Here is a 19,995-nt window from a genome sequence, read left to right as displayed (position 1 = left end):
AGGTGTTTTGATAAAAAGCCCGCTCATTTGAGCAGGCTAGTGTCTATAGGTATCGATTACTCTGGGGCAATCGTTGGGTGTTTATAGGCTTCGCGATATTTATCTACCCACATTGATGTGGCACCACAAATGGCCACAGGCATCACAATAAAATTAACAATTGGGATCATCGAGAACAATGTCACCGCCGCGCCAAAACTGAAGCTTGAGCCTTTAGTATTTTTTAGGGCAAACTTCATGTCATTAAAAGCAACCTTGTGGTTATCAAATGGGTAATCACAATATTGAATTGCCATCATCCACGCGGTAAATAAAAACCACAATATAGGTGCGGCAGTTTGGCCAATGACAGGCACCCAAAATAACACCAAAAATAGTAGCGCTCTGGGTAAGTAGTATTTCAATTTAGTCCATTCACGGCCAAGGATCCGTGGTAAATCTTTGACCATATCGATTGATGTGCCAGTATTTAAGCTTTTACCTGTGAGGTGCTGCTCTACCTTTTCAGCAAGTAAGCCGTTAAAGGGGGCGGCTAACCAATTCATTACTGAGCTGAATATAAACGACATCACCACAAGCATGGTTAACACTGCTAATGGCCATAAAAAAAAGTGCAACCAACTAAGGTAGTCAGGAAGTTGACCATTCATCCAATCAAACAGCACTGTCAGTTGGCCCACAGCAAGATACATTGCCCCTGCAAAAAGGATTAAATTGATCATTAAAGGGATAAACACAAACGAGCGTAAACCCGGTTGTTTAATCAATTGAAAGCCTTGAATAAAATAATTAACACCGCTCTTCTTTATGCTCTGAGAGTTATTTATCATCTAACGCACCTATTTTGTGACTCATGCCACTAATTTTGACCAGCCAACGGTAATAAAACAAGCGTAAAACTGTATCAAAAGGATAAAAATCGTTACAAAATGCGGCTCAATTGCTAAAGTGAGCTGCTTTTTCCTTTTAATGCGTACCTGAACTGGCAACATGAGATTAAAACAAATAAAACTTGCTGGATTTAAGTCGTTTGTAGACCCAACTAAAATCCCTTTTGATAATGCGTTATCAGCAATTATTGGTCCAAACGGTTGCGGTAAATCAAATGTGATTGATGCCGTGCGTTGGGTGCTGGGAGAAAGTAGCGCCAAAAATTTACGTGGCGATTCGATGACCGATGTTATTTTTAATGGTTCATCTGCCCGTAAACCAATTTCAGTAGCCGGTGTAGAACTGGTATTTGAAAACTCCCAAGGTCGCTTAGCTGGACAATATGCCAGTTACCAAGAAATCTCCGTTAAACGCCAGGTAAACCGCGACAGTGAATCAACCTATTTTTTAAATGGTCAAAAGTGTCGACGTAAAGACATTACTGACCTCTTTATGGGCACCGGCCTTGGGCCGCGCAGCTATGCCATTATTGAACAGGGGACCATTTCTCGCTTAATCGAATCTAAGCCGCAAGAATTAAGGGTGTTTATCGAAGAGGCCGCGGGCATTTCTCGTTATAAAGAACGTCGCCGAGAAACCGAAAACCGCATTCGACATACCCGAGAAAATCTTGAACGCTTAAATGACATTAGAGTTGAATTAGGCGCGCAACTCGACAAGTTATCTCAACAAGCTAAAGCGGCTTTACAGTACCGCGAGCTTAAAACGAACGAGCGCTTATTACACAGCCAGTTACTCGTGATCCGCTATCAAGAATTATTAAGCCAAACAGACAAACTTGATCAAGAGTCAAGCGTGCTTGAAACACAAGCCGAACAGTTGCAAACAACCACCCGACATAGCGAAACCACAGTCACTCAACTAAAACAGCAGCTTGAAGAGCTAAGTGACGCTGAACATAAATTAGTTGAGCGGTACTATCTTGCCGGCAACAATATCACTAAATTTGAGCAGCAACTTAAGCATCAGCAGCAACAAGATACGCAGTTACAACAACAAATCAGTGCGCTTCAACAACAAATTGCCACTGGTGAGCGCACCATTGCTAATTTAAATGACAGTTATCAGCAGCTCGCTACCCAAGCTGATGATTTAGCACCGCAAACTGAACAAGCGCAAAGTGAACTCGATCTCATTGACGAGCAGTTATCAATCGTTGAAGACGCCTGTGATGAGCAACAAATTCAACTCACCCAATACGCAGAAACCTTAGCCTCGACTAAGATGCAGTTGGCGCTATCACAATCGAGTTTGGCGCATCAACAACAAAGTTTGCAGCAAGATGAACGTCAAAAACAACAACTGAATCAAGAACTGACAGCGCTCAATCAACAAGACAATCAAACCCAGTTGCTTGAGGCTGAAACCCAATTAACTTCATTAGATCAAACGCTCAGCGAAACCGTTGAGCAACAGCAAACCTTAGAGCAACAAGTCAGCGCGCTGCAACATTCGGTTGAACAGCATCGTGAGGCGTATCAAAGCCTAAAGCAAACCATGACTCATCGACATTCACGATTGCAGTTAATTGATGAGTTACTCGCCGGACATACTCAAGCAGAAGGCTTGCAATTATGGCAAGTGGTTGATGTACAGCCAGGTTGGGAGAAAGCCGTTGATATGGTCTTACAAGGGCTGAGCCAATTGCCTGTGCTGACACAAGCCCAAGGCATGCCAACACCCAGTCGCATTGGTTTTACTCAAGGAGAACTACTAAGCAACCAAGCGTTCAATACTCAAGTCAACCTCGCACCGTGGTTGAAATCAGTTATTTGGGCAAAGAATTTAGATGAAGCAAGCCAGCGGCTGCCTCAAATTGCAGATGATCAATACATTGCCACCCAAGAGGGCTATCTAGTTGGCCATGGGTTTGTGTTAAATCATACTCAATCAGGTCAGTCTGCCATTGTGTTAAGTCAAGAACGCTGCGAACTCAGTTCAGAGCTAGAATCGCTAGCGCATCAACTTAACGCTGCACAGCAGCAGCTCACCGAATACACGCAAAAAGCCGCGGCAGATCAGCTTACTCTCGGCCAAGTGCAACAACGCAGTCATCAATTACAAATACAACAAACTAAGTTGCAATCAACCTTAGTCAGTTTGCAACAACAACGTGATGATAAACAGCAAAAGCAACAACAATGTCATGATTTACTCTCCAAACTTGAACTAACGTATCACGACAAGCAAATGCAGATAGAAGCGTATGAAGCACAAATCAGCAGCCAAGAGCAAGCAATGTCAGATGCCATTAATCAACACGAAGTGGCACAACATGCATGGCAAAATAGCCAAGCTAAATTACGAGAAACCAAAACAAAACGGCTTGAGGCAGTCAGTAAGCTGACACAACAGCAAACTACAGTGCAACAACATGCCACTCAACAAGCTCTTGCCCAGCAACAATTACAACAACAAGCTGAAAAACAGGCCGAATATTCAACCCAGTACACTCAGCTGCAAAAAATGTTGCAAGACAACCAACATCAACGTGGCGAGCACCAAATTGCCCAATTATCGGTCCAACTAACGCAAGCCCTTGAGCAGCAGCAAGCCCTGCAGCAACAACTGCAACAAAATAGGGCCCAACAAGCCGAGTTGCAAATCAGTTTTGATAGCTCAGTATTGATGCAAAAACAACAGCTTGTAGCGTTACAAGACTTGACTCAAAAGATAAGCGCGTTAAAGTTACGTCGTGAGGGTTTAAAAGGGCAAGCAAATGCACAACTGCAATTACTGCAAGAGCAGCAAATTCAGTTACAACAAGTGATTGCCGACATGCCTGAACACGCAACGTCAAGTGTGTGGGCAGAGCAGCTCGAAAAGGTCAAACAAAAAATTAGTCGTTTAGGCGCTATTAACCTCGCGGCAATTGAAGAATTTGAAACTCAACGTGAGCGCAAAGCCTATTTAGACAGTCAAGATGATGACTTAAATAAAGGCTTAATCACGTTAGAAGATGCCATTAGAAAAATAGACAAAGAAACCAAAACCCGCTTCAAAGCAACATTTGAAGCGGTCAATCGCGATTTAGGGCAGTTGTTCCCTAAAGTGTTTGGCGGTGGTCGAGCTTATTTAGCGCTCACCGATGATGACTTGCTCGAAACTGGCGTCACCATCATGGCCCAACCGCCAGGTAAGAAGAATAGCACCATACATTTACTTAGTGGTGGAGAAAAAGCGTTAACCGCTTTATCATTAGTCTTTGCTATTTTTAGACTAAATCCAGCACCTTTTTGTATGTTAGATGAAGTTGATGCACCTTTGGATGACGCAAACGTCGAACGTTTTTGCCGCTTATTGCAGGAAATGTCACAAAGCGTGCAGTTTATCTATATCAGTCACAATAAAATAACGATGGAAATGGCTGATCAACTCATTGGCGTTACTATGCATGAACCAGGCGTTTCAAGGATAGTCGCAGTGGATATTGAAGCCGCAGTTGCCTTAGCCGACGCGGTATAAATTTGAAAGACAGGGATACTAATGAAAGATCTACAATTGGTGTTGTTTATATTAGGCGCGATCGCAATTATTGCGGTGTTAGTGCACGGTTTTTGGTCAATTAGAAAACAACAACCTAAATCAATGAAGCAAAGTCCGATGGCCGGATTTTACAAAAACCAAGCTCAACGTCGAGATTCAGAAGGTTTCGATGCTGATGGTATTGGGAAAGTGCGAGTACGCAAAGCTGATGAAGTTGAAGAAACGGTAATGAAGCCGATCTTAAAAACCAACCTAAGCCAAAAGCCAGCCGAGTCAAAATCAAGTGATACCTCACTGCAAGATGCATTGAAACAAACATCTGCTAAAGCCGAGCAGCCGACTCAACAACCATTATTTGCTGACGATCAGGTGCCCGACGTGACGCCATCGGCTCAAGCCTCGTTAAGCACTCCGAAAAAGATTTTCAATCCGTCAACCAGTACCGCTAAATTAGAAAGCTATACTGGCAAGCCATTGCCAACCAAGCCTGAGCCCACAAAAACAGAGTCGCCAAAAAATGAGCCTGTTAAAGTTGAACCGCTCATTCTTGACGAGGTGCCACAAGCAGTTGAAGCTGAACCACAAGTACAGCCGTCAGTTGCTGCAGAAGTTAAAGCCGAACCTGCGCCGCAAATCGATGAGCCAATTGAGCCAACCGATGTGTTAGTGCTGCATGTTGTGGCAAAACAGGGCGAGCAAATTCAAGGCGCTGAATTACTGCCAAGCTTGTTATCGCTTAACTTTAAGTTTGGTGACATGGATATTTTCCATCGTCATATTGATAATGCGGGCACGGGGAAAGTGCTGTTCTCTCTGGCTAACATGTTAAAGCCTGGAGTGTTTGACCCAGACAACATGGAGCAATTTGTTACCCAAGGCGTGGTGATGTTTATGACGTTACCGGCATATGGCGACCCATTAATGAACTTCACCATTATGCTTAATTCGGCATATCAAATTGCTGATGATTTAGGTGCAGAGCTGCTTGACGGCCAACGTCAGCCTTGGTCTGATGCCACTAAAAAAGACTATATAAGACGTGTGAATGCAGCCTAAGAGAAGCTCAATATAGTATTGAACATTACCGCTTTAAGGCCGCAGCAGCGGCCTTAATTGTTTTATTCACATCGGCAATAGCGGTCTATGCTATTTGATGAAAAATTTAAGTTAACCTTGTATGACGGATACCCAAATGCACCCAATTCAAACCGAAATGGATCAACTGACTCAGACCATCAATCAACACAACATTCGCTATTATGTTGATGATGCGCCCTCGATCCCCGACGCTGAATACGACAGATTGATGCAACGTTTGATTAAACTTGAAGGTGAATATCCACAATATACGTTGCCAGATTCGCCAAGTAAAAGAGTGGGGGGGATGGCATTACAAAAATTTGATCAAATTACTCACCTAAAACCCATGCTCAGTTTAGATAATGCCTTTGAGCAAAGTGATTTTGACGCATTTAACAAGCGAATTACCGATAAAGTCGATCAAGTAGATTATGTTTGCGAACCTAAACTTGACGGCTTAGCAGTATCGATTACTTATCGCAGCGGTGTGCTTGAGCGAGCGGCGACACGCGGCGATGGTTCTGTAGGTGAAGACATTACTGAAAACGTCCGAACTATTCGCTCAATTCCGCTTAAATTGCGTGGCGAAGGATTTCCAGATCTGGTTGAAGTTCGCGGTGAAGTCTTCATGCCTAAAGCGGCATTTGAGGCACTAAATCAACGTCAAATGAGCAAAGGCGACAAAGTATTTGTTAATCCTCGAAACGCCGCAGCAGGCAGTTTACGCCAGTTAGACAGTAAAATTACCGCTTCGCGCGCTTTAGGGTTTTACGCTTATGCTCTTGGGGTTGTCGAGGGTGAATCGCAACCGATGCAATTGACCCATTTTGGCCAGTTAACCCAACTTAAGCAGTGGGGCTTACCGATGAGCCCAGAAGTGAAAGTGTGCGATTCTGTTGAAAAAGTTTTTGCTTATTATCAAGATATTATGACTCGTCGTAGTCAACTTGAGTATGAAATCGACGGTGTAGTGATTAAGGTTAACGACATCACTAAGCAGCAATCGTTAGGCTTTGTTGCCAAAGCCCCGCGTTGGGCCATTGCCTATAAGTTTCCGGCACAAGAAGAAATGACCTTGCTTGAGTCTGTTGACTTTCAAGTGGGCCGCACTGGTGCTGTAACACCTGTAGCTCGGTTAAAGCCTGTGTTTGTGGGTGGTGTAACCGTTTCTAATGCCACGCTACATAATGCTGATGAAATTGCTCGCCTTGGAGTTAAAATTGGCGACACCGTGATTATTCGCCGTGCTGGAGACGTTATACCGCAAATTGTTGCCATTGTGGCAGAGCAGCGCCCAGATGATGCTCAAGATATTGTGTTTCCGCAACATTGCCCAGTGTGTCAAAGCGTGGTTGAACGTTTAGAAGGCGAAGCCGTTGCGCGTTGCAGTGGAGGTTTGTTTTGTGAAGCCCAACGCAAAGAAGCCATCAAGCATTTTGCATCACGTAAAGCGCTAAATATTGATGGCATGGGGGATAAAATTGTTGAACAATTAATTGATAAAGAATTAGTAAAGACCCCTGCGGATTTATTTTCGCTCACAGCCTCAGCTATCACCATGCTAGATCGTATGGCAATGAAGTCGGCCACCAATATCGTTAACGCAATTAAGCAAGCCAAAACCACGACCTTAGCGCGATTTTTATATAGTTTAGGTATTCGGGAAGTTGGCGAGGCTACCGCGGCTAACTTAGCGCAGCATTTTGCTGAGTTTGAACGGATCCGCACGGCCAGTGTTGAACAATTACTTGAGGTGAGCGACGTGGGCGAGGTGGTGGCTAAACACATAAGCCAGTTTTTTGCACAACCGCACAATATTGAAGTCATTGAACAATTACTTGCCGCGGGCATTACCTGGCCAGCGATAGAGCAAGCAGATGAATCACAATTAAGCCTTAAAGGCCAAACGTGGGTGTTAACGGGGACATTAACGCAGCTTAACCGTAATGATGCCAAAGCGCAGTTACAAGCCTTGGGCGCCAAAGTGGCAGGCAGCGTCTCTAAAAATACCGATTGTGTGGTCGCTGGTGAAGCCGCTGGGTCAAAGTTAGCTAAAGCTCAAGAGCTTGGTGTTAAAGTGATTGATGAGCAAGGATTATTAGACTTACTCAGTGCAAGCCATTAATCTGGTAGTAATGACGATGGAACTGATGTCTATGGCCGCCGATAAGAGTATATTGTGAATTTTAGTCATATTACCTGGCTCGATGATCGCGGTCATATCAAGCCGCCGCTGTTTTTGTATTTAATATTGGTGTTTTTAGCTCGTGGGTGGTGTATTTTTATTGCTTCACTCACCCAGTTTAATGACCGTTCAGGACTTGTGCGGCTGTTTTATCCAGAAAAATCCGACTTCATTTTGGCATTAGTGGCTGGTGTGGGGGCGGTGATTATTTATGGATTGATTATCGCTGAACGTAAGCGTAGTTGGCTAATGTTAAGGCCATTTTTTAGTAAAAGCATCTGGTTTTTATGGGGTTTACTTATTTTAGATGGGATATTTTTACTGCAACGAATCGTGCATGATGACTATTTATTTAAACTGGGGTATTCGCTAGATGCACTTTTTTTATTTTGGTCTGTTATTTATGTACTAAAATCTAAGAGGTTACATTACTACTTTGCCGATTGGACTGTCGACGATAGTGAACAGTCTGAGACGACAGAAAAGGGTAATTAACCATAACGGCATTATCGCCCTAATGATATTCTCATTTCAGCCTAATCGGCTATTGTGAAAGGATCGCGACTTTGGCAAAAACAGAATTAACCCAAATACCTGTTTCGCAAATGGTTATCGGTTTAACCGTTAAGGTGCCTTTGTCGTGGACTAGCCATCCATTTTTCCGCAGTAAAGTAAAGCTAGAACAACAAGTGCAAATCGAGATGATTAAAGGCCTTGATGTTGAGTTTGTTTATGTTATCGATGGCCATGATTTATTACCTGAGATAGAAGAGACCATTGAAGAAAACCTTGTACAAGAAGAGCAAGTCAAAGAGATTGATTACCGCCCATTAGCTAAAAAAAGTATGCGAGTCAGTCAGCAACGGTTTGTTAAGGCTGTTAACGACAGCCGAACTGTGTTTGGTAAAGTGTTAAGCGACCCTGAAGGCGCCTACCGTGAAGCCGCCACCTTAGTTGAAGATTTAGTTGAAAACTTGTACGAAAGCGAAACGCCGCATTTAACCCTCGTGGGCAGTGGCGAAGCTGACGTGAGTGTGACTCAACATGGTATTTCAGTTGCCGTTTTATCTATGATGATTGCCCATGCATTATCTCTCACCAAAAAAGAAATACGCGATATTGCCCTGGGCAGTTTGTTTCATGACATTGGTAAATTAAAAGTACCTGAGGACATTCGGCGCAAACGCGGTGAGTTAACCGATGTCGAAGCTAACTTTTTAAAAATGCACCCTAATTTTGGCTACGATATGTTAAAGCGTACCGGATTATTTCCTGAAGCGATGCTTGATATCGTATTACACCACCATGAGTTTATTGACGGTAGCGGTTTTCCTCACCAATTAACTGAAGATAAAATCGTTATCACAACTCAAGTTGTATCATTAGCTAATGATTACGAAATCTTGCTTAATCAATATCGCACACCACAAGTTGCCCTAGGTATCTTATTTAAAAATCACAGTAAAAAGCACAGTGATAAACTGATTTCAGTGTTGGTCAAAATTCTGGGTATTTATCCACCGGGCACCGTTGTGCGCTTGACCGATGACACCATTGCCAAAGTGATGATGACGACCTCTGATGTAAAACAACCGCATGTGTGGTCTTGCGATGCGACTGGCGCAGAGCCTAGTTTTCGTTTTTTACTCAGTGAGGATGTGCAAGTTAAAGAAGTCATTAAGCTCGATGAGCTATCAGAAGGCGCAGTTAAAACACTGCAAGCCAATAACCCGATTAGCTTCTATTTTAATCATTTTAATCACCAAGAGAATCAATGAAAACAATAACACTTATTGGATGTGGCTGGTTTGGTCTGCCTTTGGCGAAATACCTTATAAACCAGGGGTTTCAAGTTAAAGCGTCTAAACGTCAGGTTGATGATTTAGTCTCGTTACCTCAATTGGGCATTAAAGCCTACCAGCTAGATTTAGCCAATGTTAGCGATGACGTCAAAAGCTCTTCGCTGTTTGATGCCGACGCCATTGTGATTAATATTCCTCCTAGGCTTCGTCGCGGCGATTCTGACTACATTGCCTATTTAACTGAACTTAAATCTTTAATGGGAAAGCGGCTGTATCAAAAGGTCATTTTTATCAGCACAACGGGAGTGTATCCCTCTGCTGATCAAACCGTAACCGAAGCTGACGCTAGTGCATTTAGTGATACCAGCACAACATTGTTGCAAGCGGAAGCCATGTTTGCAGCAATGCCCAATAGCTGTATTGTACGATTTTCAGGTTTAATTGGTCCTAAGCGCCATCCTGGACGATTTTTTGCGGGTAAAACCGATGTGAGCGGCGCGAATGTGGCGGTCAATTTGGTGCACTTAGAAGATTGTATTGCTGCTGTTAGCTTGATTTTATCGAGCCCTAACACCTTGCCGACTTATAATCTGGCCGCGCCTGTTCATCCTACGCGCGGTGAGTTTTATGTGAAAGCTGCTGAGCATCTTGGCTTAACGCCCCCTGAATTTAATCAACAACAACAGCCCAATAAAGTGATTGATGGTCAGTTAATTTGTCGCCATTTAGGCTATGAATATCGTCAACCTAATCCGCTTAAAATGCTTGATGCTTGCTAAACTTGCATAGGCTATAATAGCCGGCATATTTTGAATAAAAGGCAATTATTGTGACGACTCAAACTCAAGCGTTTGCATTACTTCCAGGTGATGAATACGTAGAACTGTACAAAGTGTTAAAAGTACAAGGCCTAGTAAATGGCGGCGGGGATGCAAAGCATGTTATCACTGAAGGTCAAGTGACCGTCAATGGTGAAATTGACACCCGTAAGCGTAAAAAATGCGTGGTTGGCGATGTTATTTCGTTTAACGGTGCAAATATTGAAATAGTTGCGGCGCAATAAAGGACAAATACATGCAATTTCCAGATGATGATAATGGCCAAATGCTGGCTGCAATGGCTGAAGCCGGTATTGACTTAACCCAGGCACTTGAAGTGGACTTCTTCTTGGTGTTTGACGATCAGCGCGATGCAGAATCAGCGATGGAAGCGTTAACGCAAACTGAGTTACAAGGTGAATTAGAGCTTAATTTTGACGAAGAAAGCACCAAGTGGGAAGTGATTGTTTGCTTACAAATGGTGCCAGAATATACTGCACTTGTTGCCAAAGAAACTGAGCTAAACAGCTTTGCCCAAGAGTTTGACGGCATTTCTGATGGTTGGGGCGTTATGCAGCACCAACATGGCGACGATGAGTTTGCTGACGATGATGATCACGAATGCAATGAGCATTGCCACCACTAAACCAGTTTAAGTTTATGGTGAAATAAGCCGTTAATGCTGAGCATTCTCGGCTTTTTTATTGCCAAAAAAAGTAAGGGTTGGCAATAATTCAACACGCTATTCTTTGATTTCGTCAATCACTTCTTTAGTTTCTTGGCCAATGGCTTTTACCGTGTCGCGGGTGCCATGGCCAATTGCAGTGGTGACGTTTTTGGTTGTGTGACCGATTTCTTTACCTGTTTGTTTTAATTCTGCACATGCTGGTAAGCACAGCATCATACCCAGCGCTAAGATTAAGATAATTTTGTTATGCATTGTAGTAACCTGTTAATCAGTGAATGTTAACCATGTCATCAGTTTATTGAAAGAGAAGCCGCTCGATGATGACCGAGTCAAATAAGGGAATATTATGGATGTTAATGCCACAAAAATAGGTCAAATTATCTTTGTTCTCACCATCATTGTGGTGTTTTTTACCTTAAAATTTGCCAAAGGTAAAACGACAAACTTACCCTTGATTGGTTTTTATGCCATTTTGCTCAATGTTATTTTTGCACCAGCAGGTTGGGTATTTTGCTGGTACTGGTCAACAAAGCCACTGTTACCTAAAAAATAACGCCTGCCAATATCGCAAACTATTATTGTGCAATATTAGCATGAGGTTAACCACGGTTAATGGTTAAATCGGATATATAGCCGTGCTCCGTCGCTACTAAAGCATTTTTGAGCATTTGTGCTGCTTCATCGGCCGTCATAAAACTTGATGTGTCGATGTCTTTGCCGCTAGTAGACCAAAAGTCGGTTGCCATGCCACCAGGATAAACCGCAATCAACTTCATTGGGCTGCCTTTTAGTTCTAACCTTAACGATTCAACTAAGCCTTTCACTGCCCACTTTACCGCACAGTAAGTCGACTCATGTGCTTTGCCGGCAAGAGCTGCAGTAGACATGACCACCACCACATTGACTTTTTGATCGCGATAACGGCTCACCAGTTCGCGTAATACCAAAATACTAGAGGTCAGATTATTGTGGATGAGCTGGTTTATAGCTTGTGGGTCTTGCTGTTCAATCGGCCCAAAATAGCCACTGCCAGCACAATGAATTACCGTGGTCGGCGGCGAAGATAATTGAGAAAACAATTGACTTACCTCTTCAGCGACACATAAATCAGCAGCTTGTATCGAGACATTAGCTTGTTCTGTTGGGTTGAGCTTAGCCATAACCGCAGTCAATTTTTGCTCGCTACGACCGCTAATGAGCAGTTGGCATTTGTCTGCTGCATATTGTTGGGTAAGGGCTGCACCTAGGCCGCTGCTGGCGCCAGTAATCACTATCATAATAAACCTTTAGGCAAATTTTCACTAAGCTGGTCACTATACCAATGCAGAGCTAAACCGCAATCATCGCGTGAGTTAATGGCGGGTTAAGCGTTATTTCAGTAAAGGTGAATAAATTACCGGAACGCTTTGTATTTTGTCGTTAAAGATTGTCTAATAACGCCTTGCTCATTGTCCTTCTGACGTCGCTATTAACGAGAACCTCCATGTTTGAACTCACACTCCAACTCGCGCTGATTTTATTTGCTGTTGCTTTAATTGCCGGATTTATTGATTCAATAGCCGGCGGTGGTGGCCTTTTGACCATTCCGGCATTAATGTGGGCCGGCTTACCTCCAGCAGCGGCGCTTGGTACTAATAAACTTCAAGCCTGTGGTGGCAGTTTTTTTGCCAGCTTGTACTTTGTTCGCAAAGGCATGGTGGATTTACGCAGCATGAAGCTGTCGCTAATGTGCGCTTTTATTGGCGCGGCTATTGGTACTATCTTTGTGCAGATGATTGACGCTGAATTACTTGAGTTAGTCTTGCCATTTTTAATTTTAGCGATTGGTTGTTATTTTTTATTTTCTAAAAAGATCAGTGAAGATGATCGCCAGCAAGTGTTAACCCCAAGTGTGTTTGCCTTTACTGCAGCGTTAGGAGTTGGGTTGTATGATGGTTTTTTTGGTCCAGGTACCGGGAGCTTTTTTGCATTGGCTTTTGTGTCGCTGGCCGGTTTTGGTTTAGCCAAAGCCACAGCGCATGCTAAGTTACTTAATTTTGCGACCAACATCGCCTCACTGATTTTCTTTTTAATTGGTGGTCAAGTCGTTATCGTTTTAGGGCTAATTATGCTGGTGGGGCAATCTATTGGTGCCACACTGGGCTCACGTTTAGTGGTCACTAAAGGTGTTAAAGTTATTAAGCCTTTGGTGGTGGTGATGTCATTTGGCATGAGCCTCAAATTATTATGGTCGCAATATATGTAAGTATGGTCATGTGACGGTATTTATGATTAAACCCGCCAATAGCCTTGGCGGTGGGTAATACTTAGAATTAAAGGGATGTTATGCTCATTATTCACACATCTGATTGGCATTTAGGCCAATATTTTTACGGTAAGAGCCGCGCGGCTGAGCATCAGGCCTTTATGCACTGGTTGCTAAGCCAAATTGAGCAACATCAAGTCGATGCACTCATAATTGCCGGCGATGTTTTCGATACCGGCACTCCACCAAGCTATGCCCGTGCCTTATATAATCAATTTGTGGTGCAAATTCAACAAAGTGGCTGTCAGTTGATTATTTTAGGCGGCAACCATGATTCCGTCTCAACTCTTAACGAATCAAGACATCTTTTAGCTTGCCTGAATACCACCGTAATTCCTGGCGCATTTGACAGTGTTAATGAACACGTTATGCCGCTCAAAAATCGTCAAGGTGAGGTGGGCGCTATTTTGTGTGGGCTGCCCTATTTGCGACCACGAGATATGGTACTGAGCGAATCGGGAGAATCGTCGGGAGATAAACAGCGTAAGCTTGGCGAAGCCATAAGCGATTTATACCAGAGCTGTTTTGAGCAAGCTTGTGCGTTAAATACCACATTACCCAGCCCCGTTGCCATCGTCGCAACCGGACATTTAACTACAGTCGGCGCCAGTACATCAGAGTCAGTGCGTGATATTTACATCGGCAGTTTAGATGCTTTTAATGCCGCTCATTTTCCGCCAGCCGATTACATTGCCCTTGGCCATATTCACCGCCCACAAGTGGTGGCTAAGTCTGAACACATTCGTTATAGCGGTTCACCCATTCCTTTGAGTTTCGATGAATTATCAAGCCAACATGAAACTAATAAATCAGTATTTTTAGTTGAATTTACTGAAGGTAAACTCAATTCAGTCACGCCTCTCATGGTGCCGCTGTTTCAGCCCATGCAAGTATTAAAAGGCGATTTAGCCAGTATTGAGCAACAACTGAGTGCTTTTGATGACAAACACCACGCAGAACAAGCAACCTGGTTAAGTATTGAAGTGTCCCAGCAAGATTATTTATCTGACTTACAGTCACGAATTGCTGATTTAACTCAAGACAAAGCCGTCGAAGTGCTACAGCTAAAACGGGCCCGAAGCCAACGTCAGCAGCACATTAAACAACTGGACAACGAAACCCTATCAGAGTTGAGTGTCAGCCAGGTGTTTGCCCGCCGTTTAGCGCAAGAGCAATTTGACACAGAAGTACAACAAGCACAGCTCAGTAGGATTAACCAATGCTTTGAGCAAGTGGTCGCCGAGGTTGAGGCTGAGCGTAATCATCAGGAAACCGCAGCAAGCCATGTGCTGCAAGAGGCAAACAGTTCAGCAATCGATAAAAATAATCAACTGGATAACGCGCAAGAAGGTGAACAAGGATGAAGATTTTAAGCCTGCGTTTTAAAAACATTAACTCACTTAAAAATGAGTGGAAAATTGATTTTACCCAATCACCATTTGCTGAAAACGGCCTGTTTGCCATTACTGGCCCAACAGGTTCAGGTAAAACCACCATTTTAGATGCCATTTGTTTAGCGCTGTATCATCGCACGCCGAGATTAAATAACATTTCAAAAACCACCAACGAGCTCATGACTCGCGGCACGGCAGAATGTTTAGCTGAGGTTGAGTTTGAAGTAAAAGGCGTGGCTTATCGTGCCTTTTGGAGTCAGCGTCGCTCACGAGATAAAGCCGACGGCAATTTGCAGGATGCACAGGTTGAGCTGGCTAAGTTAAGCGACGGTAAAATTCTTGCCAGCCAAATTAAACGTAAAACCGAATTAGTCGAACAAATAACAGGGCTGGATTTTGCCCGTTTTACAAAGTCGATGATGTTATCGCAAGGGCAGTTTGCCGCCTTTTTAAATGCCGATGCCAATGACCGTGCCGAATTATTAGAAGAACTGACCGGCACCGAGATTTATGGCTTAATTTCAGCGCGAGTGCACCAACACTTTAGTGAAGCAAAAACCAATTTAAAGGTATTAGAAGCCAAGCTTGGCAGTGTTGAATTACTCGATGATGAGCAGCGTGAAGCGCAGCAACAACACGTTGAGCAACTCAATCAAACCTTGAAAGCCCAGCAGCAACAGTTAACCCAATTAACAGGATATTTAACCTGGGCGGATAATGTCCAACACACTCAAACAGCGTTAAGCAATGCTAATGAGCAGCAACAGCAAGCGCTTGAGCGCCAGCAACAACATGGCTCTGAACTGACACAATTGGCTCACAGTGAGCCCGCTCAGCTCATTGCCCCTTTGTTTGAGCAACAACAAAAAGCACAACAAAAAGTCACAGCCTTGGCCACGCAAATGACTCAGCTTGATGAGCAGGCGCAGATGGCACAATCTGAGTTACAGACTCATCAGCAACAACATGGTCAACATCAGCAACAGCTTGAGCACATAACCCAAGCGCATAAAGCCTTATTGATCTTAATTGACCAACAAGTATTGCCACTTGATCAACAGATTCACCAGGTTAATTATCAACTATCGCAACTGTCATCCAGTTTTCAACAAACTCAGTCACAACAACAAAAAGTGCAACAACAACAGCAGCAATTGCTCACCCAGCAGCAATCACTAGGTGCTGATAAACAAAAAATTGAACAACAACTCAATGCGCTGCCACAAGGTCAGGATATCGCTAAAGCCTTCGGCGTGTGGCAATCGCAATATGCCCAGGCGCAGCAATTAACAGAGCAACTGGCACAGCTTGAACAGCAATCCAAGCAGCATCAACTCAATACTGAGCAAACTCAAGCATCTTTAAACCAATTGAGCCCACAAATTACCCAAGCTCAATTGGTTCTCACTCAAGCGAACGCTCAGCAAACTCAAAGCCAGCAAGCTTTGGCTAACGTGTTGGCTGGTGAAGATGAGCCGCAGATCAGCGCGCAGTATCAACAATGTGTTGATCAACAAGCAGGGCGTTATCAACTGACTCAACTGTTCACTCAATTTGTCCGCTCGGAGCAGCAATGCCAGCAATTGAGTCAGCAGTCGGCCCAGTTTGACAGTGAGCTGCAAGCTATCGCGCAATCATTAACAGCGGTTAGAACTCAGTGGAGCGATAAAAACCAACAAGTTAAAGATGTACAAACCTTATTGCAGCAAGAGCAGCAAATCGCTAACTTGACTTTAGAGCGAGCTAAATTAAAAGCGGGTGAGCCGTGTGCATTATGTGGTGCGACAGAGCATCCATTAGTTGAGCATTATGAAGCGCTTAATGTGTCTGCCACTGAGCAGCGGGCACAGCAATTACAAACCGAGCTAGACAGCATTAAAAAGCAGGGTGAGGAGCTGAAAAACCAGCAAACTGCACTGCAAGTCAAGTTTGATAACAGCACCGCACAGCACAATCAAGCACAAGCAGAATTACACAGTATTGAGCAACAATGGCAACAGCAAACTCATGCCTTGTCGGTGGGTTTATCTCTAGACACTCAACAACAAGCAGCGTTAGATGATTATATTGCCGCCGCCGAAGCGCAGCAGCAACAATTAGCCACAAAGCTTACTCAGCTCAACCAATGTCAAAAAACCTTGCATCAACATCAGCAACAATGCGTTCAAGCTGAGCAAGCGGTGAGCCAACTGGTTAATCAGCAAGGTTTGCTGACACAACAACTTGAAAATACCAAACAAAGTTTTGTGGCACTGCAGCAGCGAATTGACACCTTAACCCAACAACAAACTGACATGGTTAATCTGCTGACAACGCAAATTAGCGCCAATGGATTGAGTGCACCCACTCTCCATGACGCCAAGCAGTGGTTAGCAGCATTACAACAACAGTTAACGGATTGGGCCAACGCACAACAACAAGCCATCGATAACCAACAACAACTGACAATCACCAGCGAAAAAATCGCCAGTAACCAACAACAGTTAGGTGAGCTTAATACCCAGTTAACTGCGCAGCAGCAACTGGTTGATCAAGTACAAAGCCAACTTGAAAACTTACAAGCCAAGCGTCAAAGCCTGTTTGCAGACAAAGTGGTCGATGATGAAAAACAATCAAGTCTGCACACGTTAGAGCAAGCCCAGCAACAAGTGGCACTTGCACAACAACAGTTACAAGCGGCAGACAAAAAACGTGCCGAGTTACAGGTTCAGCAGCAAGGTGTGACTAGCCAAAAAGCAGATGCAGTACAAGAGTTACAACAACTGCAAACACAGTGGCAAGATGCGTTACAACGCAGTCCATTCACCGATGAAACAGCGTTTAATGCAGCGTTACTGACACCGCAAGCACGTGAAAAGTTGCAACTCCTTAAACAACAACTCGATAACGATATCGTCAAAGCAAACACCTTGGTTGAACAAGCGTTAGCACGGCAAACTGAGCTGACTCACATTGGTGAACAGCATGAATATGATGTTAGTCAATATGAGGTTATTGCGCACAGGCACCAAACCCTTGATGTTGAGATACCGCAACATAAACAAACACTGTGGCGCTTAAGTCACGAACTAGAACAAGACGCCAGCAAAAGAGCAGGGCAGCAACAACTGTTAGTTGAACAAGCTAAAATGCAGCAAGAGTACGATGATTTAGCTTACTTACATTCGTTAATTGGATCACAAAAAGGTGATAAGTTCCGTAAATTTGCCCAAGGGCTCACTTTAGATCATTTAGTCGCTTTGGCTAACCGACAACTAGAGCGCCTGCAAGGGCGCTACTTATTGGAGCGAAAAGAGTCTGACGCGCTAGAACTGCAAGTGCTTGATACATGGCAAGGCGATGCAGTGCGTGATACCCGAACCTTGTCGGGCGGTGAGAGCTTTTTAGTGAGTTTAGCCCTTGCATTGGCGCTTTCTGACCTTGTGAGTCATAAAACGAGCATTGACTCACTGTTTTTAGATGAAGGCTTTGGTACGTTAGACAGTCAAACCCTAGATACCGCACTCGATGCTTTAGATAATCTTAATGCATCGGGCAAAATGATCGGGGTGATTAGCCATATTGAAGCGATGAAAGAGCGGATCAGTGTGCAAGTAAAAGTGAATAAGATGAACGGGCTCGGTATCAGCAAATTACAAAGTGAATTTGCTGTTACATGATAGCGATCGGCCTCAAACTCCCATGATTGCTGCAATCAAGTTCAAACTAATTATGAATTAAATGACATTTTATATTTGTAATATGATTTTTTTTTGATATAAAAGAGCGTTGATATGCAGTTTGAGTGCAAAAGTCGGTGTTTTAAGCAGTTTTTACCGGACGACGTAGCATCAAATATTGGGGCATATTTTTAATAAAAACGATGTGATGGCATAGGGTTAGTTCGTGCTATGCCTATTTCGCAATAACAATTTGCAGTAAAAGAAAAACAATAAATATAAAGCGTCATCTTTTAGGGTGGATTAGACATTGCTAACGAGTAAAATTATGGGCTTTCAAAGGCCAGATGTAAGTTCACTGAACTTACCGAACTTGCACAAGAAGTTATTGCTAGCAAGTGTGTTTGTGGTTGGTGCTGCCATGCTATGGCCAACACAACAAGAGTTTTCATCTCAACGAATCCCTGTTGCTATTGATATAGATTCATTATTACCGCACATAGCACAACAATCTCAGGCGCCCACCATCGCTCAACAAGTTACGCCAATATTAGACCGCGTGATTGAACGAGGTGACACCTTAAGCCACTTGTTTGAGCTTGCCGGTATTGATCAACGTACCATGTATAAAGTGCTAGAGGCCGACCTAGAAGTGCTGGCTCTTGATACGTTACTGCCAGGCAACCGCATCCAGTTTTGGGACAATGCCAACGGCGAGCTTGAAAAACTTGAACTGTATTTTAATCCTGCTCATCAAGTGGTGTTTACTCGCTTTGAAGATGGCAGTTATGAAGTGAACGATATCCACATAGATGGTATTTGGCAAAATCGTATTGTCGGTGGTGAAATTAACGGATCATTTTATGTTTCTGCTAAAAATGCAGGCTTAAGTGCTGCTGAAATTCAAAAAGTTGAATCTTTATTAAAGTCGAAACTCAATTTTTCTCGTGAGTTACGTGCCGGTGATACCTTCTCTGTGCTGGTTAACGATCAATTTGTTGAAGGTGAACCAACGGGCGTGACCTCTATTGAAGGTATTCGTATTAACACTGGCCGTCGTGATGTCACCGCATTCCAAAATATCGACGGTAATTATTACGATGTGAACGGCCAGAGTTTGGCGCCAGCGTTTCAGCGTATCCCACTTAATAAAAAGTACCGTTTAAGCTCGCGCTTTAACCCTAATCGTAAACACCCAATCACAGGTCGTGTTCGTCCTCATAACGGCACCGATTTTGCCACCCCTATTGGCACTAAAGTGGTTGCGCCAGGAGACGGTGTTGTCACCATGGTGACAAAACATGCGTTTGCGGGTAATTATATTGTGATTGAACATGACAACAAGGTGCGCACTCGCTACCTGCATTTGTCGAGATTTTTAGTCAAGAAAGGCCAGCGTGTCACTCGCGGTCAAGTGATTGCTTTATCGGGTAACACCGGCGCATCGACAGGACCACATTTACATTATGAGTTTATTGTAAATGGTCGCCCAGTTGATGCGATGAAAGCCAATATTGCCGAAGCCAAAGTGTTGCCTAAAAAGCAATTACAAGAGTTTCAGGCGCTAGTACGCAGCCGCACAATGATGATGGACCTGGGTTAATGAACGCTCAATAACTCTGCTGTT

General features: G+C 43.7%; 16 protein-coding genes. 13 read left to right on the top strand and 3 right to left on the bottom strand.

Translation table 11 applies throughout. The features are described 5' to 3' along the window. Positions 1–56: 56 nt before the first annotated feature. On the bottom strand, positions 57–830 hold the full coding sequence (cysZ, locus tag IEY42_RS06775) for a sulfate transporter CysZ (RefSeq protein ID WP_188924543.1): 774 nt from the start codon (positions 828–830) through the stop codon (positions 57–59). A 160-nt stretch (positions 831–990) separates the two neighbouring features. On the opposite strand from cysZ, the gene IEY42_RS06770 reads away from it, so the two are divergent. From IEY42_RS06770 to IEY42_RS06735, 8 genes are all read left to right on the top strand, one after another. Continuing rightward, the gene (locus tag IEY42_RS06770) at positions 991–4,416 is read left to right on the top strand and encodes a chromosome segregation protein SMC (RefSeq protein WP_188924542.1); all 3,426 of its coding nucleotides are present in this window, start codon (positions 991–993) and stop codon (positions 4,414–4,416) included. Between the two features lie 21 nt (positions 4,417–4,437). Next, positions 4,438–5,493, top strand: a complete 1,056-nt coding sequence (gene zipA / locus IEY42_RS06765; RefSeq protein ID WP_188924541.1) for a cell division protein ZipA — start codon at positions 4,438–4,440, stop codon at positions 5,491–5,493. Positions 5,494–5,629: 136 nt separating this feature from the next. Further along, positions 5,630–7,642: an NAD-dependent DNA ligase LigA gene (gene ligA, locus IEY42_RS06760; protein WP_373292798.1), complete on the top strand. Its 2,013-nt coding sequence runs from the start codon at positions 5,630–5,632 to the stop codon at positions 7,640–7,642. A 54-nt stretch (positions 7,643–7,696) separates the two neighbouring features. Beyond that, entirely contained in the window at positions 7,697–8,197 is a 501-nt protein-coding gene (locus IEY42_RS06755) for a DUF2919 domain-containing protein (protein WP_188924539.1), read from the top strand. Between the two features lie 71 nt (positions 8,198–8,268). Further along, complete coding sequence (locus IEY42_RS06750; RefSeq protein WP_188924538.1) at positions 8,269–9,480, top strand: HD-GYP domain-containing protein; 1,212 nt, start codon at positions 8,269–8,271, stop codon at positions 9,478–9,480. Continuing rightward, on the top strand, positions 9,477–10,283 hold the full coding sequence (locus IEY42_RS06745; RefSeq protein WP_188924537.1) for a Rossmann-fold NAD(P)-binding domain-containing protein: 807 nt from the start codon (positions 9,477–9,479) through the stop codon (positions 10,281–10,283). Before IEY42_RS06750 ends, IEY42_RS06745 begins: the two co-directional genes overlap by 4 nt. Before the next feature lie 50 nt (positions 10,284–10,333). Next, positions 10,334–10,567, top strand: coding sequence for an RNA-binding S4 domain-containing protein (locus tag IEY42_RS06740; RefSeq protein WP_188920148.1), 234 nt, complete (start codon positions 10,334–10,336; stop codon positions 10,565–10,567). 11 nt (positions 10,568–10,578) lie between these two features. After that, on the top strand, positions 10,579–10,968 hold the full coding sequence (locus IEY42_RS06735; protein WP_188924536.1) for a ribonuclease E inhibitor RraB: 390 nt from the start codon (positions 10,579–10,581) through the stop codon (positions 10,966–10,968). 96 nt (positions 10,969–11,064) lie between these two features. On the opposite strand, the gene IEY42_RS06730 is transcribed toward IEY42_RS06735, so the two are convergent. After that, the gene (locus tag IEY42_RS06730; RefSeq protein WP_188924535.1) at positions 11,065–11,262 is read right to left on the bottom strand and encodes a hypothetical protein; all 198 of its coding nucleotides are present in this window, start codon (positions 11,260–11,262) and stop codon (positions 11,065–11,067) included. A 94-nt stretch (positions 11,263–11,356) separates the two neighbouring features. On the opposite strand from IEY42_RS06730, the gene IEY42_RS06725 reads away from it, so the two are divergent. Continuing rightward, positions 11,357–11,563 carry a hypothetical protein gene (locus tag IEY42_RS06725; protein ID WP_188924534.1) on the top strand — a complete coding sequence of 69 codons (207 nt, stop codon included), beginning with the start codon at positions 11,357–11,359 and terminating at the stop codon, positions 11,561–11,563. A 46-nt stretch (positions 11,564–11,609) separates the two neighbouring features. Here IEY42_RS06725 and IEY42_RS06720 read toward each other — a convergent pair whose 3' ends face one another. Next, positions 11,610–12,287, bottom strand: a complete 678-nt coding sequence (locus tag IEY42_RS06720; protein WP_188924533.1) for an SDR family NAD(P)-dependent oxidoreductase — start codon at positions 12,285–12,287, stop codon at positions 11,610–11,612. 206 nt (positions 12,288–12,493) lie between these two features. Between IEY42_RS06720 and IEY42_RS06715 the strand changes: the two genes are divergently transcribed. From IEY42_RS06715 to IEY42_RS06700, 4 genes are all read left to right on the top strand, one after another. Continuing rightward, positions 12,494–13,255 (top strand): TSUP family transporter, encoded by a 762-nt coding sequence (locus IEY42_RS06715; protein WP_188924532.1) that lies wholly within the window; start codon positions 12,494–12,496, stop codon positions 13,253–13,255. A gap of 80 nt (positions 13,256–13,335) precedes the next feature. Beyond that, positions 13,336–14,679, top strand: coding sequence for an exonuclease subunit SbcD (sbcD, locus tag IEY42_RS06710; RefSeq protein ID WP_188924531.1), 1,344 nt, complete (start codon positions 13,336–13,338; stop codon positions 14,677–14,679). After that, on the top strand, positions 14,676–18,368 hold the full coding sequence (locus IEY42_RS06705; RefSeq protein ID WP_188924530.1) for an AAA family ATPase: 3,693 nt from the start codon (positions 14,676–14,678) through the stop codon (positions 18,366–18,368). The genes sbcD and IEY42_RS06705 overlap by 4 nt, the downstream gene beginning before the upstream one ends. A 328-nt stretch (positions 18,369–18,696) precedes the next feature. Further along, on the top strand, positions 18,697–19,971 hold the full coding sequence (locus tag IEY42_RS06700; protein ID WP_188924529.1) for a peptidoglycan DD-metalloendopeptidase family protein: 1,275 nt from the start codon (positions 18,697–18,699) through the stop codon (positions 19,969–19,971). Positions 19,972–19,995 lie beyond the last annotated feature (24 nt).

It is taken from the genome of Shewanella algicola (assembly GCF_014648035.1).
Taxonomy (GTDB): domain Bacteria; phylum Pseudomonadota; class Gammaproteobacteria; order Enterobacterales; family Shewanellaceae; genus Shewanella; species Shewanella algicola.
Note: the sequence above shows the minus strand (reverse complement) of the source record. Positions and strands in the feature narration are given on the sequence as shown.

What these genes read in the sequence shown, in the direction of transcription:
- cysZ (WP_188924543.1), bottom strand. Translation starts at nt 830, where the DNA reads ATGATAAATAACTCTCAGAGCATAAAGAAGAGCGGTGTTAATTATTTT.
- IEY42_RS06770 (WP_188924542.1), top strand. Translation starts at nt 991, where the DNA reads ATGAGATTAAAACAAATAAAACTTGCTGGATTTAAGTCGTTTGTAGAC.
- zipA (WP_188924541.1), top strand. Translation starts at nt 4,438, where the DNA reads ATGAAAGATCTACAATTGGTGTTGTTTATATTAGGCGCGATCGCAATT.
- ligA (WP_373292798.1), top strand. Translation starts at nt 5,630, where the DNA reads ATGCACCCAATTCAAACCGAAATGGATCAACTGACTCAGACCATCAAT.
- IEY42_RS06745 (WP_188924537.1), top strand. Translation starts at nt 9,477, where the DNA reads ATGAAAACAATAACACTTATTGGATGTGGCTGGTTTGGTCTGCCTTTG.
- IEY42_RS06735 (WP_188924536.1), top strand. Translation starts at nt 10,579, where the DNA reads ATGCAATTTCCAGATGATGATAATGGCCAAATGCTGGCTGCAATGGCT.
- IEY42_RS06730 (WP_188924535.1), bottom strand. Translation starts at nt 11,262, where the DNA reads ATGCATAACAAAATTATCTTAATCTTAGCGCTGGGTATGATGCTGTGC.
- IEY42_RS06725 (WP_188924534.1), top strand. Translation starts at nt 11,357, where the DNA reads ATGGATGTTAATGCCACAAAAATAGGTCAAATTATCTTTGTTCTCACC.
- IEY42_RS06720 (WP_188924533.1), bottom strand. Translation starts at nt 12,287, where the DNA reads ATGATAGTGATTACTGGCGCCAGCAGCGGCCTAGGTGCAGCCCTTACC.
- IEY42_RS06715 (WP_188924532.1), top strand. Translation starts at nt 12,494, where the DNA reads ATGTTTGAACTCACACTCCAACTCGCGCTGATTTTATTTGCTGTTGCT.
- sbcD (WP_188924531.1), top strand. Translation starts at nt 13,336, where the DNA reads ATGCTCATTATTCACACATCTGATTGGCATTTAGGCCAATATTTTTAC.
- IEY42_RS06705 (WP_188924530.1), top strand. Translation starts at nt 14,676, where the DNA reads ATGAAGATTTTAAGCCTGCGTTTTAAAAACATTAACTCACTTAAAAAT.
- IEY42_RS06700 (WP_188924529.1), top strand. Translation starts at nt 18,697, where the DNA reads ATGGGCTTTCAAAGGCCAGATGTAAGTTCACTGAACTTACCGAACTTG.